Source organism: Vibrio zhugei (genome assembly GCF_003716875.1).
Taxonomy (GTDB): Bacteria; Pseudomonadota; Gammaproteobacteria; order Enterobacterales; family Vibrionaceae; genus Vibrio; species Vibrio zhugei.
Genome location: NZ_CP033078.1, coordinates 41,154 through 55,952, shown reverse-complemented (window position 1 = coordinate 55,952; position 14,799 = coordinate 41,154). Strand labels below are relative to the sequence as shown.

At 47.9% G+C, this 14,799-nt stretch carries 12 protein-coding genes, 3 tRNA genes and 2 rRNA genes; 5 read left to right on the top strand and 12 right to left on the bottom strand.

Annotation, left to right across the window (positions count from 1 at the left end; all coding sequences use genetic code 11):
- Window positions 1–40 precede the first annotated feature (40 nt).
- From EAE30_RS05345 to EAE30_RS05325, 5 genes are all read right to left on the bottom strand, one after another.
- A 23S ribosomal RNA gene (locus tag EAE30_RS05345) occupies window positions 41–2,930 on the bottom strand.
- A 384-nt stretch (window positions 2,931–3,314) separates the two neighbouring features.
- Window positions 3,315–3,390, bottom strand: a tRNA-Val gene (locus EAE30_RS05340).
- Window positions 3,391–3,417: 27 nt separating this feature from the next.
- Window positions 3,418–3,493, bottom strand: a tRNA-Lys gene (locus EAE30_RS05335).
- Window positions 3,494–3,495: 2 nt separating this feature from the next.
- Window positions 3,496–3,571: transfer RNA gene (locus EAE30_RS05330), tRNA-Glu, on the bottom strand.
- Between the two features lie 72 nt (window positions 3,572–3,643).
- Window positions 3,644–5,187: ribosomal RNA gene (locus tag EAE30_RS05325) — 16S ribosomal RNA — on the bottom strand.
- Together the 16S and 23S rRNA genes with 3 tRNA genes alongside form the textbook arrangement of a ribosomal RNA operon.
- A 596-nt stretch (window positions 5,188–5,783) precedes the next feature.
- On the opposite strand from EAE30_RS05325, the gene EAE30_RS05320 reads away from it, so the two are divergent.
- Entirely contained in the window at window positions 5,784–6,335 is a 552-nt protein-coding gene (locus EAE30_RS05320; RefSeq protein WP_123017265.1) for a gamma carbonic anhydrase family protein, read from the top strand.
- Here EAE30_RS05320 and EAE30_RS05315 read toward each other — a convergent pair.
- The 4 genes from EAE30_RS05315 to tsaC are packed head-to-tail and all read right to left on the bottom strand — an operon-like array spanning window position 6,316 to window position 8,991.
- On the bottom strand, window positions 6,316–6,591 hold the full coding sequence (locus EAE30_RS05315) for a DUF1488 family protein (RefSeq protein WP_123015067.1): 276 nt from the start codon (window positions 6,589–6,591) through the stop codon (window positions 6,316–6,318). The genes EAE30_RS05320 and EAE30_RS05315 overlap by 20 nt on opposite strands.
- 2 nt (window positions 6,592–6,593) lie before the next feature.
- Window positions 6,594–7,424 (bottom strand): shikimate dehydrogenase, encoded by an 831-nt coding sequence (gene aroE, locus EAE30_RS05310; protein WP_123015066.1) that lies wholly within the window; start codon window positions 7,422–7,424, stop codon window positions 6,594–6,596.
- A 60-nt stretch (window positions 7,425–7,484) separates the two neighbouring features.
- Window positions 7,485–8,399: an oxygen-dependent coproporphyrinogen oxidase gene (hemF, locus tag EAE30_RS05305; RefSeq protein WP_123015065.1), complete on the bottom strand. Its 915-nt coding sequence runs from the start codon at window positions 8,397–8,399 to the stop codon at window positions 7,485–7,487.
- 34 nt (window positions 8,400–8,433) lie between these two features.
- Window positions 8,434–8,991 (bottom strand): L-threonylcarbamoyladenylate synthase type 1 TsaC, encoded by a 558-nt coding sequence (tsaC, locus tag EAE30_RS05300; protein WP_123015064.1) that lies wholly within the window; start codon window positions 8,989–8,991, stop codon window positions 8,434–8,436.
- A 187-nt stretch (window positions 8,992–9,178) separates the two neighbouring features.
- On the opposite strand from tsaC, the gene purE reads away from it, so the two are divergent.
- Window positions 9,179–9,664, top strand: a complete 486-nt coding sequence (gene purE, locus EAE30_RS05295; protein ID WP_123015063.1) for a 5-(carboxyamino)imidazole ribonucleotide mutase — start codon at window positions 9,179–9,181, stop codon at window positions 9,662–9,664.
- Window positions 9,665–9,667: 3 nt separating this feature from the next.
- On the top strand, window positions 9,668–10,801 hold the full coding sequence (locus EAE30_RS05290) for a 5-(carboxyamino)imidazole ribonucleotide synthase (protein ID WP_123015062.1): 1,134 nt from the start codon (window positions 9,668–9,670) through the stop codon (window positions 10,799–10,801).
- A gap of 52 nt (window positions 10,802–10,853) precedes the next feature.
- On the opposite strand, the gene EAE30_RS05285 is transcribed toward EAE30_RS05290, so the two are convergent.
- Genes EAE30_RS05285 through dprA form a run of 3 tightly spaced genes read right to left on the bottom strand, consistent with a single transcriptional unit; the run spans window position 10,854 to window position 13,041 of the window.
- Window positions 10,854–11,432 carry a DNA topoisomerase family protein gene (locus EAE30_RS05285; protein WP_123015061.1) on the bottom strand — a complete coding sequence of 193 codons (579 nt, stop codon included), beginning with the start codon at window positions 11,430–11,432 and terminating at the stop codon, window positions 10,854–10,856.
- Between the two features lie 14 nt (window positions 11,433–11,446).
- Complete coding sequence (locus tag EAE30_RS05280) at window positions 11,447–11,920, bottom strand: DUF494 family protein (RefSeq protein WP_199287092.1); 474 nt, start codon at window positions 11,918–11,920, stop codon at window positions 11,447–11,449.
- Window positions 11,921–11,925: 5 nt separating this feature from the next.
- Window positions 11,926–13,041: a DNA-processing protein DprA gene (gene dprA / locus EAE30_RS05275; RefSeq protein ID WP_123017264.1), complete on the bottom strand. Its 1,116-nt coding sequence runs from the start codon at window positions 13,039–13,041 to the stop codon at window positions 11,926–11,928.
- Between the two features lie 272 nt (window positions 13,042–13,313).
- On the opposite strand from dprA, the gene def reads away from it, so the two are divergent.
- A complete protein-coding gene (def, locus tag EAE30_RS05270; RefSeq protein WP_123015059.1) occupies window positions 13,314–13,832 on the top strand; it encodes a peptide deformylase in 519 nt (172 codons plus the stop codon).
- A 13-nt stretch (window positions 13,833–13,845) separates the two neighbouring features.
- Window positions 13,846–14,793, top strand: coding sequence for a methionyl-tRNA formyltransferase (gene fmt / locus EAE30_RS05265; RefSeq protein ID WP_123015058.1), 948 nt, complete (start codon window positions 13,846–13,848; stop codon window positions 14,791–14,793).
- Window positions 14,794–14,799 lie beyond the last annotated feature (6 nt).

The window sequence follows — 14,799 nt, the reverse complement described above, 5'->3', positions numbered from 1 at the left end:
GTACTCATTTGAGTCCGTTACAAAACCTTTTTGGTGTTGTATGGTTAAGCCTCACGGGCGATTAGTACAGGTTAGCTCAACGCCTCACAACGCTTACACACCCTGCCTATCAACGTTCTAGTCTCGAACAACCCTTTAGGACGCTTAAAGCGCCAGGGAGAACTCATCTCAAGGCTCGCTTCCCGCTTAGATGCTTTCAGCGGTTATCGATCCCGAACTTAGCTACCGGGCAATGCGTCTGGCGACACAACCCGAACACCAGAGGTTCGTCCACTCCGGTCCTCTCGTACTAGGAGCAGCCCCTTTCAATTCTCCAACGCCCACGGCAGATAGGGACCGAACTGTCTCACGACGTTCTAAACCCAGCTCGCGTACCACTTTAAATGGCGAACAGCCATACCCTTGGGACCGACTTCAGCCCCAGGATGTGATGAGCCGACATCGAGGTGCCAAACACCGCCGTCGATATGAACTCTTGGGCGGTATCAGCCTGTTATCCCCGGAGTACCTTTTATCCGTTGAGCGATGGCCCTTCCATTCAGAACCACCGGATCACTATGACCTGCTTTCGCACCTGCTCGAATTGTCATTCTCGCAGTTAAGCGGGCTTATGCCATTGCACTAACCTCACGATGTCCAACCGTGATTAGCCCACCTTCGTGCTCCTCCGTTACTCTTTGGGAGGAGACCGCCCCAGTCAAACTACCCACCAGGCACTGTCCTCATTCCCGATAAGGGAACCAAGTTAGAACATCAAAACTACAAGGGTGGTATTTCAAAGACGGCTCCATGCAAACTAGCGTCTGCATATCAAAGCCTCCCACCTATCCTACACATGTAGGTTCAATGTTCAGTGCCAAGCTGTAGTAAAGGTTCACGGGGTCTTTCCGTCTAGCCGCGGGTACACTGCATCTTCACAGCGATTTCAATTTCACTGAGTCTCGGGTGGAGACAGCGTGGCCATCATTACGCCATTCGTGCAGGTCGGAACTTACCCGACAAGGAATTTCGCTACCTTAGGACCGTTATAGTTACGGCCGCCGTTTACCGGGGCTTCGATCAAGAGCGTCGACCGAAGTCTAACCCCATCAATTAACCTTCCGGCACCGGGCAGGCGTCACACCGTATACGTCATCTTACGATTTTGCACAGTGCTGTGTTTTTAATAAACAGTTGCAGCCACCTGGTATCTGCGACTCTTTTCGGCTCCAAGAGCCAGTCTCTTCACCTATATAGAGCGTACCTTCTCCCGAAGTTACGGTACCATTTTGCCTAGTTCCTTCACCCGAGTTCTCTCAAGCGCCTTGGTATTCTCTACCCGACCACCTGTGTCGGTTTGGGGTACGATTCCTTACAATCTGAAGCTTAGAGGCTTTTCCTGGAAGCATGGCATCAATGACTTCACACCCTTAGGTGCTCGACGTCGTGTCTCAGCCTTGAGTATCCGGATTTACCTAAATACTCAGCCTACGCACTTGAACCTGGACAACCATCGCCAGGCCCACCTAGCCTTCTCCGTCCCCCCATCGCAATTGTAAGAAGTACGGGAATATTAACCCGTTTCCCATCGACTACGCTTTTCAGCCTCGCCTTAGGGGTCGACTTACCCTGCCCCGATTAACGTTGGACAGGAACCCTTGGTCTTCCGGCGTGGGGGTTTTTCACCCCCATTATCGTTACTCATGTCAGCATTCGCACTTCTGATACCTCCAGCAGACTTCTCAATCCACCTTCAACGGCTTACAGAACGCTCCCCTACCCAATGCGATAAATCGCATTGCCGCAGCTTCGGTTTATTACTTAGCCCCGTTACATCTTCCGCGCAGGCCGACTCGACTAGTGAGCTATTACGCTTTCTTTAAATGATGGCTGCTTCTAAGCCAACATCCTAGCTGTCTGAGCCTTCCCACATCGTTTCCCACTTAGTAATAATTTGGGACCTTAGCTGGCGGTCTGGGTTGTTTCCCTCTCCACGACGGACGTTAGCACCCGCCGTGTGTCTCCCGGATAGTACTTACTGGTATTCGGAGTTTGCAAAGAGTTGGTAAGTCGGGATGACCCCCTAGTCTTAACAGTGCTCTACCCCCAGTAGTATTCGTCCGAGGCGCTACCTAAATAGCTTTCGGGGAGAACCAGCTATCTCCGAGTTTGATTGGCCTTTCACCCCTAGCCACAAGTCATCCGCTAATTTTTCAACATTAGTCGGTTCGGTCCTCCAATTGATGTTACTCAATCTTCAACCTGCCCATGGCTAGATCACTCGGTTTCGGGTCTATATCCAGAGACTGTGCGCCCAGTTAAGACTCGGTTTCCCTACGGCTCCCCTAAACGGTTAACCTTGCCACTGAATATAAGTCGCTGACCCATTATACAAAAGGTACGCAGTCACCCCACAAAGGAGGCTCCTACTGCTTGTACGTACACGGTTTCAGGTTCTATTTCACTCCCCTCACAGGGGTTCTTTTCGCCTTTCCCTCACGGTACTGGTTCACTATCGGTCAGTCAGGAGTATTTAGCCTTGGAGGATGGTCCCCCCATATTCAGACAGGATATCACGTGTCCCGCCTTACTCGATTTCACCACAAATACGTTGCCGGTTACGGGGCTATCACCCTGTATCGCGTGCCTTTCCAGACACTTCACCTGACGCATAAATGGCTTAAGGGCTAATCCGGTTTCGCTCGCCGCTACTTCCAGAATCTCGGTTGATTTCTTTTCCTCGGGGTACTTAGATGTTTCAGTTCTCCCGGTTCGCCTCATTAACCTATGTATTCAGTTAATGATACCTGCTTATGCAGGTGGGTTTCCCCATTCGGACATCGTAGACTCAAGTGGCTCTTACTGCCTCATCTACGCTTATCGCAAGTTAGTACGTCCTTCATCGCCTCTGACTGCCAAGGCATCCACCGTGTACGCTTAGTCACTTAACCATACAACCCAAAAAAGTTTTGGATTGATGAATCAAATCACCAAGGTTTGTCTGCATAACTCTTTGCTTTCACTTTGAAAAGTGAAGACAAAAAGGACATGTTGCAGACTCGATATTGCCGGACTCAATTTTGAATATTCACTGAAAACAGTGAATCCAAGAACACTTGAATGTGTTTTTGTTTATTTCATCTAGAACACTAGATGAAATAATTGAGAACTTTTACAAATACTCTTCTAAAAGAGTATTTTGTCAGCTTTCCAAATTGTTAAAGAGCAGAGTATTTCTTATAAAATACACTTTCTAAAGATTTTCAGCGTCAAAAATGCCAACCACGCACGTTTTAGTAGTGGTTTGGAATTGGAATCCAAAAATATTTAGAGAGTGGTGGGCGATACCGGGTTCGAACCAGTGACCCCCTGCTTGTAAGGCAGGTGCTCTCCCAACTGAGCTAATCGCCCATGGTATTTTAATTCCCATGGAAGGAATGGTGGGTCGTGCAGGATTCGAACCTGCGACCAATTGATTAAAAGTCAACTGCTCTACCAACTGAGCTAACGACCCAATGGTATCCCGTAGGGGAGTCGAACCCCTGTTACCGCCGTGAAAGGGCGGTGTCCTAGGCCTCTAGACGAACGGGACACTAAGATACTCTTTGCTTTGTCTAAACCATATCAATCTGTGTGAACACTCATCGCAATAATCATTTCGTATTAAGGAGGTGATCCAGCGCCAGGTTCCCCTAGCGCTACCTTGTTACGACTTCACCCCAGTCATGAACCACAAAGTGGCAAGCGTCCCCCCGAAGGTTAAACTACCTGCTTCTTTTGCAGCCCACTCCCATGGTGTGACGGGCGGTGTGTACAAGGCCCGGGAACGTATTCACCGTGGCATTCTGATCCACGATTACTAGCGATTCCGACTTCATGGAGTCGAGTTGCAGACTCCAATCCGGACTACGACGCACTTTTTGGGATTCGCTCACTTTCGCAAGTTGGCTGCCCTCTGTATGCGCCATTGTAGCACGTGTGTAGCCCTACTCGTAAGGGCCATGATGACTTGACGTCGTCCCCACCTTCCTCCGGTTTATCACCGGCAGTCTCCCTGAAGTTCCCACCCGAAGTGCTGGCAATCAAGGATAAGGGTTGCGCTCGTTGCGGGACTTAACCCAACATTTCACAACACGAGCTGACGACAGCCATGCAGCACCTGTCTCAGAGTTCCCGAAGGCACCAATCCATCTCTGGAAAGTTTTCTGGATGTCAAGAGTAGGTAAGGTTCTTCGCGTTGCATCGAATTAAACCACATGCTCCACCGCTTGTGCGGGCCCCCGTCAATTCATTTGAGTTTTAATCTTGCGACCGTACTCCCCAGGCGGTCTACTTAACGCGTTAGCTCCGAAAGCCACGGCTCAAGGCCACAACCTCCAAGTAGACATCGTTTACGGCGTGGACTACCAGGGTATCTAATCCTGTTTGCTCCCCACGCTTTCGCATCTGAGTGTCAGTATCTGTCCAGGGGGCCGCCTTCGCCACTGGTATTCCTTCAGATCTCTACGCATTTCACCGCTACACCTGAAATTCTACCCCCCTCTACAGTACTCTAGCCTGCCAGTTTCAAATGCTATTCCGAGGTTAAGCCTCGGGCTTTCACATCTGACTTAACAGACCACCTGCATGCGCTTTACGCCCAGTAATTCCGATTAACGCTCGCACCCTCCGTATTACCGCGGCTGCTGGCACGGAGTTAGCCGGTGCTTCTTCTGCAGCTAACGTCAAGAATGGTGTCTATTAAACACCACCCCTTCCTCACTGCTGAAAGTACTTTACAACCCGAAGGCCTTCTTCATACACGCGGCATGGCTGCATCAGGCTTGCGCCCATTGTGCAATATTCCCCACTGCTGCCTCCCGTAGGAGTTTGGGCCGTGTCTCAGTCCCAATGTGGCTGATCATCCTCTCAGACCAGCTAGAGATCGTCGCCTTGGTGAGCTCTTACCTCACCAACAAGCTAATCTCACCTGGGCATATCTTGACGCGAGAGGCCCGAAGGTCCCCCTCTTTGGCCCGAAGGCGTTATGCGGTATTAGCCATCGTTTCCAATGGTTATCCCCCACATCAAGGCAATTTCCCAGGCATTACTCACCCGTCCGCCGCTCGTCAGCAAAGAAAGCAAGCTTTCTTTCTGTTACCGCTCGACTTGCATGTGTTAGGCCTGCCGCCAGCGTTCAATCTGAGCCATGATCAAACTCTTCAATTAAAGTTTTTTGTGGCTCAATGAATACTGACTTCAAAACTAAAATTCATCCGAAGATGAACGTAATTTTAAAGCTATTACCATTCTAACAGAATGGTAATGAATTGACTGTGCCGCTATTATTTCTACTTTTGAAAAAGTAAAATCAAAACCGCTCAAGGCTGTTTCTCAATAGCTTTGGTCACTCAGTTCATTGAAACCAATTGTGCTTCCTAAGAAGCTATTGATTATCATCAACGAGTGCCCACACAGATTGATAGGTTTAAATTGTTAAAGAGCTATCTTCCAGAGTAACAGGCGTTACTGCGAAAGAGGCGGCCATTCTATAGATTTTAAAGCTCGTGTCAAACACTTTTTTAAAATTTCTTTTTAAGCTTTTCAGCTTTTTGAACACCCTTACTAACAAATTGAAATGCTTAATTAAGCTTTCCCGTGTCAGCGAGGTGGCATTATAGAGATCGAGCTCACATTGGCAAGCGCTTTTTCATGTTTTTATCTGTTTTTTATTTGTTTGGCTGTTTTTTACACTTAACGTGTTTTTTATAAGCAAAAATGCCCCTTATTATGGGATCAAATAAGAAAAGAATAGAGAGATGTGTATGAGTTCGCTAAGAAGTTATCAGGGTATCGCGCCACAATTGGGCCATCAGGTCTATATCGACGAGAGTGCGGTCATTATTGGTGACATTCATCTGGACGATGATTCCAGCATTTGGCCGTTTGTAGCTGCTCGCGGCGACGTGAATCATATCCGTATTGGTAAACGGACTAACATCCAAGATGGCAGTGTATTGCATGTCACTCATAAAAACGCAGAGAATCCGGATGGCTACCCACTGATTATCGGTAATGACGTTACCGTTGGGCATAAGGTGATGTTACACGGGTGTACTATCCATGATCGGGTTTTAGTTGGAATGGGCGCCATTGTTCTTGATGGCGCCGTCATACAAGAAGATGTCATGATTGGTGCTGGGTCTTTAGTGCCACCAGGTAAACTATTACAAAGTGGTTACCTGTATGTCGGAAGTCCAGTGAAACAGGTTCGTGTCTTAACCGAAAAGGAAATGGCTTTCTTACGTCAATCGGCTCAGAACTATGTAGCCAATAAGCAGGCCTTCTTAACGGCGGTTAAGCCAGTGAAATCATAACTTCGATTTCCCCTGCTTCATTGTAAGCTTCATCTTCTATTTGTTCTTCCGCAAGGTCTTCAATATCGAAACGACATTCTTCGAATCGTTGCAGAGCTTGCGGCCCATCTAATACTGGTCGTTGAGATAAGGCTTCAAGTCCCGCTTTACTTATCCAGCATTCTATCAACGCTCCGCCTTGCTGAGCAGTAAAGCCGACACTTTGACGTTGCTCATCCCAAACTTTCATCTCTGTAAACAAGATTGATTGATTCATGGTTACCCTTCTAAGTTACGACGCAACTCTAATAGTATTTGACGAGCGCCAGGACGTAAGCCTCGCCAAAGCATAAAACTCTCTGCTGCTTGTCCAACGAGCATCCCTAGACCATCGAATGTCTTGGCACAGCCATGATTCACCGCCCACTGATTAAAAACCGTTAATCCTTTTCCGTACATCATGTCGTAACTCACCGTTGACTGAGATACAACACTGCCATGTACTTCAGGGAGCTTTCCTTCCAAACTGGCTGAGGTTGAATTAATAATAATGTCAAATGGCTCAGTGACCTCTGTCATTGGGGAGGCACTGATTGCGCCATAGGGGCCAAACTGCTCGGCGAGTTGTTGGGCTTTACTTAATGTTCGATTGACCACGGTAATCTGCTTAGGGCGTTGATCTAAGAGCGGCTTTAACACACCGCGAGCGGCGCCACCAGCACCAATCAGCAGGATCTTCGCGTCTTTTAATAGGACTTGATTCATCAATAAATCTTGAACAAGCCCTTCGCCATCGGTGTTATCGCCAAGAATGCCGCCATCACTTAGATATTTAAGTGTATTTACCGCTCCTGCCAATTGAGCTCGCTCGGTCAAACGGTCCGCATATTGATACGCTTCTTCTTTAAAGGGAACGGTCACGTTGCATCCTTTACCGCCTTCGGCAAAAAAAGCGTTCATCGCGGGAACGAAACCATCAATAGGCGCGAGTTCTGCGGTATAGACCATTGCCTGCTCAGTCTGACGAGCAAATAAGGTATGAATAAATGGAGATTGGCTGTGTCCGATAGGATTACCGAACACCGCGTACTGATCATTATAATTGTCCATAGTAGGCCTTTATTCAAACAGAGCGGTTCATTCTCCGCTCTATTACGATAGGGATACCTATCACCACTCTCGTGGCGTAAGATAGTCATTCAACCGAGCTTCTGCACTATCGTCTTCTGGTCGATAGTTATATTCCCAACGCACTAATGGTGGCATCGACATGAGTATCGACTCTGTGCGACCACCGGATTGCAAGCCAAACAGGGTGCCACGGTCATAGACGAGATTAAACTCAACATAGCGCCCACGGCGATAAAGTTGGAATTGTCTTTCCCGTTCACCAAAAGGCAGTGCCTTACGTTGCTGCACAATGGGCAAGTAAGCTTGTGCAAATCCTTTACCGACGGCTTGCATATAGGCAAAACACGCATCAAACCCCCATTCATTAAGATCATCGAAGAACAATCCGCCGATGCCACGGGTTTCCTCACGATGAGGTAAATAAAAGTATTTATCACACCATGCTTTATGTTCCGTGTATACATGCTCTCCGAATGGTGCACATAAATCTTTGGCGGTTTGATGCCAAAACTGACAATCTTCATCAAAAGGATAAAATGGCGTTAAATCAAAACCACCGCCAAACCACCATACTGGCTCCTCGCCTTCTTTCTCGGCAATAAAGAACCGCACATTGGCATGAGAGGTCGGCACATAGGGGTTATTGGGGTGAATGACTAATGAGACTCCCATTGCTTCAAAACTGCGCCCAGCTAATTCAGGGCGATGTGCAGTGGCCGAGGCGGGAAGTTGCTTACCAGTCACATGAGAAAAATTCACACCGCCTTGTTCAAACGTCTCGCCATCGGTCAGCACCCGTGAACGGCCACCACCCCCTAACTTTTCTCCGGGTTCGCGTGTCCATGCGTCTTCTTTAAACGTCGCATGACCATCCATCGCCTCTAACTGTTGGCAAATCTCATCTTGCAAAGACATCAAGAAGGTTTTGACGGCTTCTTTATTAACTACTGTCATCGTTTTCTCCTGTGCTAGAAGGCGGACTGGCTGCCTACCCCTGCCTTACTATATGTAGTGTTTTCGCATCACGAATTTCTGTCGGCCTCTCTCGGCCCCCGGTCTCACCCGCTAATATCGCCCCCAGCCCATGACGCAATTGCTGTTCAACGTCCTGCGTGGTCATACACGGCGGCATCCCGGACAGATTGGCGCTCGTTGAGGTAATCGGTTTTCCATAAGCCTGACACAAAGACTGGACCAAAGGGTGATCACTCACTCGCACTGCCACAGAGTCAAACTGTCCTGTCACCCATGATGAGACATGCTCGCTTGCGGGCATGATCCACGTCACTGGCCCAGGCCAAGTCTGTTTTACATGAGCACGCTGCTCTTCTGTTAGTACGTTTTCATTCACATACGGCAACAGCTGTTCATAGTTAGCAGCGATTAAAATCAAGCCTTTTTCCTTGGAACGCTGCTTTAATGTCAGAAGCTTTTGTATTGCCAACGGATTGTCTGGATCACATCCTACACCAAATACCCCTTCCGTTGGGTAGGCAATCACCTCACCGCGCACTAATGCGGATACCGACTCTTGTATATTATTCACGGCATGACCTGTTCATTCATAGAAATCTGTCTCTAGTTTACAAACTATTCGTTTGATCAGCGAAAGCAAATTGCGTGTAATAGTCAATCAGAGGTCCATCTTGCGCGCAAACGTTTGCTTGATGATAAAATCCTCGTATAATGCCGGCAGTTCGCTTATTTATTTTAAAAGTTTACAGGAGTTGGAGATGAAAGTAGGAATTATCATGGGATCACAATCCGATTGGCCAACCATGAAACTCGCGGCAGAAATGCTCGATAAGTTTGGTGTTCCTTACGAAACCAAAGTTGTATCTGCGCACCGAACCCCCCAACTTCTGGCAGATTATGCCACCAGCGCGAAAGAACGCGGAATCAAAGTCATTATTGCCGGAGCGGGCGGTGCGGCTCATTTACCGGGGATGACCGCGGCCTATACCAGTATTCCGGTTCTAGGTGTGCCAGTAAAATCGCGTGCGTTAAAAGGAATGGACTCTCTACTCTCCATCGTGCAGATGCCAAAAGGGATTGCCGTGGGCACACTAGCGATTGGTGATTCTGGCGCGGCGAACGCTGGCATTCTCGCGGCGCAAATTATTGGTACTCATGATGACTCTGTCATGCAAAAAGTCGAAGCGTTCCGCACAGAACAAACCAACACGGTTCTAGCCAATCCAAACCCAGAAGAGGAATAAGGCATGCATGTATTGGTTTTAGGTGCAGGACAGCTGGCTCGCATGATGTCTCTCGCTGGGGCGCCACTCAATCTGACATTAACGGCTTACGATGTGACCACAAACCGTGTCGTGCACCCACTCACTCAGGCGACGACACCACAAACGCTTGAACAAGCCATCGCAGATAGTGATGTGATTACCGCGGAATTCGAACATATCCCCGATGACATTCTGGCGACGTGTGAGAAAAGCGGTAAATTCTTCCCAACCTCACAAGCGATTAAAGCCGGTGGCGATCGCCGCATCGAAAAAGCGCTGCTTGATGACGCTGGCGTAAAAAACGCAACCTACGCCATCATTCATACGCGAGCGGATTTTGAGCAAGCGATCGACACTGTGGGGATTCCTATGGTGCTGAAAACAGCGCTCGGTGGTTATGATGGCAAAGGACAATGGCGCTTGAAAGATCGCGCACAAGCCGACGCCATTTGGAAGGAGATGCAAGCATGCCTCGATGATGCCAAGCAACAAGCGATCGTCGCCGAGCAGTTTGTTCCATTTCAACGTGAGGTCTCACTCGTCGGAGCCAGAAATGCCAACGGTGATATTGAAACCTATCCATTAGCTGAAAATATTCATGTCGATGGTGTGTTGAGTTTATCTACAGCCATCGATGCTCCGGATTTGCAATTACAGGCAGAAACCATGTTTGCCGCCGTCGCTAAACGCTTAGATTATGTTGGTGTGTTAGCTCTGGAGTTTTTTGATGTGAATGGCGAACTGCTGGTCAATGAAATCGCACCACGTGTCCATAACTCTGGTCATTGGACACAACAAGGCGCAGAAGTCTGCCAATTTGAAAATCATCTCCGCGCTGTCTGCCATTTACCCTTAGGCAGTACCAAGCTGGTGCGCGAAACCGCAATGATCAATATTCTTGGGGAAGACTCATTACCCCCCGAATTGATGGCGATGGAAGGATGCCACATTCATTGGTATGGAAAGAGTCAGCGGCCGGGACGCAAAATGGGTCACATCAACTTAACCGCCGATTATCCGGGGCAACTCCAGCGGAAACTGTGCGAAATTGCCAATTACTTAGATAAGCAGGCGTTTCCGGCGGTGCACCGCCTCGCAAAAGACATCCAAGACTGATTGATTACCATAAAAAACGGCGCTCATCGCGCCGTTTTTTATTCGAAGATTCTCACTCATCGCCATCGTTTGACTGATAATGACCACACTGACGATTCGCGCATTGGTGCTTAATGCCCGTTGCGGTTTTCTTTTCCACCAACAAACCAAACCCACACGCCTGGCATGTTCCCTCAACCGGTGGGAGATTGACGGCGAACTTACATTTAGGATAACCGCTACACGCATAGAACATTTTGCCAAAGCGGTTTTTACGTTCAATCAAATGCCCATCGCCACATTCAGGACACACAAACTCGACTTTTGCTTCATCTTCGCTCGCACCATCGATCGATTCGATATGATGGCATTCAGGATAGTGGCTACACCCGATAAACATGCCATAACGCCCTTGGCGCAGAACTAACTCATGACCACACTCAGAACACGGCACCCCAAGAGCCTTAATAATGTGTCCGTCATTTTGATGCAGCGGTTTAATATAATCACAGTCGGGATATTGGCTACACCCTAAAAAAGGGCCGCGTTTACCGTGACGGATGACTAATTCATGCCCACACTGAGGACAAGACTCATGATGAGTAGCCTGTCCTGTGTGTGTGAAAAGTTGTGGATCAATTTTACCGCTCATAAACCTATCATTACCTAGTGAAGAATGCCTTGCTCTTTGCTGTATAGCAGCTCTTCCATCAGCGTATAAGCGTTTTCGTTACCGGGGACATTAAACAGCACCATGAGAATGATCCATTTTAAATCATCCAAACCAAATTCATTGGTTTCTAATCCCATAATACGGTCAATGACCATTTCTCGTGTCTCGGGTGTTAGCACTTTAATCTGCTCAAGAAACAAGATAAAGCCACGGCATTCCACATCCAATCGCATCATTTCTTTCTGAGCAAAAATACGTACCGAGGTGTCGGCGCTCACCGTCAGAGCTTTATGCTCATCCGTTTGCTGTAATGCCGCCAAATCTTCTAACCAATTAAGCGCTTTGTAGATGTCTTTCTTATGAAACCCTGCTCGAACAAGCTCTTCTTCGAGTTCATCTTGATTCACTTGCAACTCAACATCACTATGAATGTAAGTTTCAAAAAGATACATTAAGATATCCATCATCATCGCTAGCCCCTCCCCTTACGAATATAACCACCAGATACCGCAACAACGTGCCCAGAGAGTTCAAGCTCTAAAAGCTGCGTCATGACTTCATGCACAGGTATATTGGTCCTGCTTGCAAGAATATCAACCGGGGTGGCCTCTTCTCCTACGTTAGCGAAGAGCTCAGGAAATGGCAATTGTTCTTCACTCTCAGGCGGAGAAAAAAGTGCTTGCTGCCTTGTTTTTTGCTCAGTAAGCGCCCAATTTACAAACGTCGTTAATTCTTCGAGGATCTGCGAGGCATTTTGTACCAAACTCGCCCCTTGGCGAATTAAATCATTACTCCCACTATGGTTGGCTTGATAAATCGATCCAGGCAACACAAAGACATCACGATCTTGCTCTGTCGCATAACGCGCAGTAATTAACGAGCCACTTTTCAGCGCCGCTTCTACCACTAAGACACCGAGCGATAAGCCACTGATAATGCGATTTCGTCGAGGAAAGTGCACCGCTTTCGGAGGGGTTTGTGGACAAAACTCGGACACCAATGCTCCACGCTCGATGATGCGAGAGGCTAAGCGTCGGTGGCGGGCAGGATAAACTTGCGCGAGGCCGCTACCCAATACCGCGATGGTTTTGCCACCTCCTGCTAACGCGCCGTCATGGGCATGCCCATCAATCCCCAACGCTAAGCCACTGGTTATCGTCATGCCATGGTGCGCTAACTCCTCGGCAAATTGATAAGCCGATTTTTGTCCATCAACAGAAGCGTTACGGCTGCCAACCATGGCCACTTGTGGTTCTGTTAAGCATTGTGGATCGCCTTCCACAAACAAAACACTTGGCGCCGCAGAGATGGATTTGAGCAACGGAGGATAGGTTGAATGCAGAGGTGTAATGATATGTCGCTGCGCTGAAGCTGCTTGCCATGCTAAGCATTCATTCACTTGTTGATGTGCATGTTGGGTTAAATAGTCAATTTGATCCGCTTTTAAGCCTACCGCTTGCCACTGTTGCGGAGAATACTGCACCAAATGATGCGGGGCATCGATACTCAATAACCGCGCCAAACGTTTTGGCCCTAAGCGTGGGACAAAACTCAACATTAACCAAGCCATAAGCACTTCTTCTTGCAACATTGCAACGCTCCTTTAAAGAGAATCTCAGTGCGTCTCCCCAGACCATCGCGTCATGAAAGCCTATATGCAGAGTTAACACCTTATAACTTAATTAAAAAACGTTAAAAACCCTATAATAAATAGGGTAGAATAAGCCAACAAAAAGTCGGGTTATTCAATGTAAAAAACTCAGAATTTGAGCTTAGATGCTGTCATTTAGGGTCTAAAATGTCTAGAATTGAGCCAATAAGCTTTTTACTGCTTCGGCACAGTTCAACATTTGAGAAGATATGTCTGTATTAAACGTATTAACATTCCCTGATGACCGCTTACGCACCGTTGCGAAACCGGTTGAAGAAGTGACACCTGAAATCCAAAAAATCGTCGATGACATGATTGATACCATGTACGACGAAGAAGGCATTGGCCTTGCCGCGACTCAGGTTGACATTCATCAACGTATTGTTGTGATCGACGTATCCGAGACTCGTGACCAACCTTTGGTGCTTATCAATCCAGAAATCATCGAAAAGCATGGTGAAGATGGCATTGAAGAAGGCTGTTTATCCGTACCTGGGGCTCGTGCCTTGGTGCCACGCGCCGCTGGCGTCACGGTAAAAGCACTGAATCGCGATGGTGAAGCCTATCAATTAGAAGCGGATGAGCTTCTTGCTATTTGTATTCAGCATGAGCTGGACCACCTTGAAGGTAAGCTGTTTGTTGATTACTTATCGCCTTTGAAACGTAAACGTATCAAAGAGAAATTAGAGAAGATCAAACGCATCAACGAAAAGAATAAAAACTCATAGAGAGGTTGCTACCTTGAGCCAATCATTACGTATTGTGTTTGCAGGTACTCCGGATTTCGCCGCCCGTCACTTGGCGGCGTTATTGTCTTCGGAGCACGAAGTTATCGCAGTGTATACTCAGCCTGATCGTCCAGCAGGCCGAGGTAAAAAATTAAAAGCCAGTCCTGTCAAAGAGATGGCTTTAGCGCATCATATCCCCGTTTATCAGCCAGAAAACTTTAAATCTGACGAAGCGAAACAAGAACTAGCAGCCTTGAATGCTGACCTGATGGTGGTGGTTGCTTATGGATTATTGCTTCCTAAAGTCGTTCTGGATACCCCGAAACTCGGCTGCATTAATGTGCATGGCTCTATCCTGCCTCGTTGGCGTGGCGCTGCACCGATTCAACGCTCTATTTGGGCTGGTGATCAAGAAACCGGTGTTACGATAATGCAAATGGACGTGGGCTTAGATACGGGCGATATGCTCAGTATTGCTACCCTGCCAATTGAGAGCACCGATACCAGTGCCACCATGTATGAGAAACTGGCTGAGTTAGGTCCACAGGCATTAGTCGATTGTCTGCACAGTATCGCCGCTGGCACCGCGCAGCCGATCGAGCAAGACGATGAACAGGCCAATTACGCCAAAAAACTGAGTAAAGAAGAAGCCCGTATTGATTGGCACTTAGCCGCGGATGCGATTGAGCGCTGTATTCGGGCATTCAATCCGTGGCCAATGAGTCACTTCTCGGTGGAAGACAATGCCATTAAAGTCTGGCAAGCGCGTGTTGAGCCAACACACAGCGAACAACCCGCTGGCACCATTCTACGTGCCGATAAAACGGGGATTTATGTGGCAACAGGCAAAGATACATTGGTATTGGAAATGCTGCAAATACCCGGTAAGCGCGCCATGGCGGTACAAGATTTACTGAATTCGCGTGCCGCTTGGTTTGAAGTCGGCACACAATTGAATTAATCTCTC

Coding starts and splice junctions, on each gene's coding strand:
- EAE30_RS05320 (WP_123017265.1), top strand. CDS start 5,784: ATGAGTTCGCTAAGAAGTTATCAGGGTATCGCGCCACAATTGGGCCAT.
- EAE30_RS05315 (WP_123015067.1), bottom strand. CDS start 6,591: ATGAATCAATCAATCTTGTTTACAGAGATGAAAGTTTGGGATGAGCAA.
- aroE (WP_123015066.1), bottom strand. CDS start 7,424: ATGGACAATTATAATGATCAGTACGCGGTGTTCGGTAATCCTATCGGA.
- hemF (WP_123015065.1), bottom strand. CDS start 8,399: ATGACAGTAGTTAATAAAGAAGCCGTCAAAACCTTCTTGATGTCTTTG.
- purE (WP_123015063.1), top strand. CDS start 9,179: ATGAAAGTAGGAATTATCATGGGATCACAATCCGATTGGCCAACCATG.
- EAE30_RS05290 (WP_123015062.1), top strand. CDS start 9,668: ATGCATGTATTGGTTTTAGGTGCAGGACAGCTGGCTCGCATGATGTCT.
- EAE30_RS05285 (WP_123015061.1), bottom strand. CDS start 11,432: ATGAGCGGTAAAATTGATCCACAACTTTTCACACACACAGGACAGGCT.
- EAE30_RS05280 (WP_199287092.1), bottom strand. CDS start 11,920: ATGATGGATATCTTAATGTATCTTTTTGAAACTTACATTCATAGTGAT.
- def (WP_123015059.1), top strand. CDS start 13,314: ATGTCTGTATTAAACGTATTAACATTCCCTGATGACCGCTTACGCACC.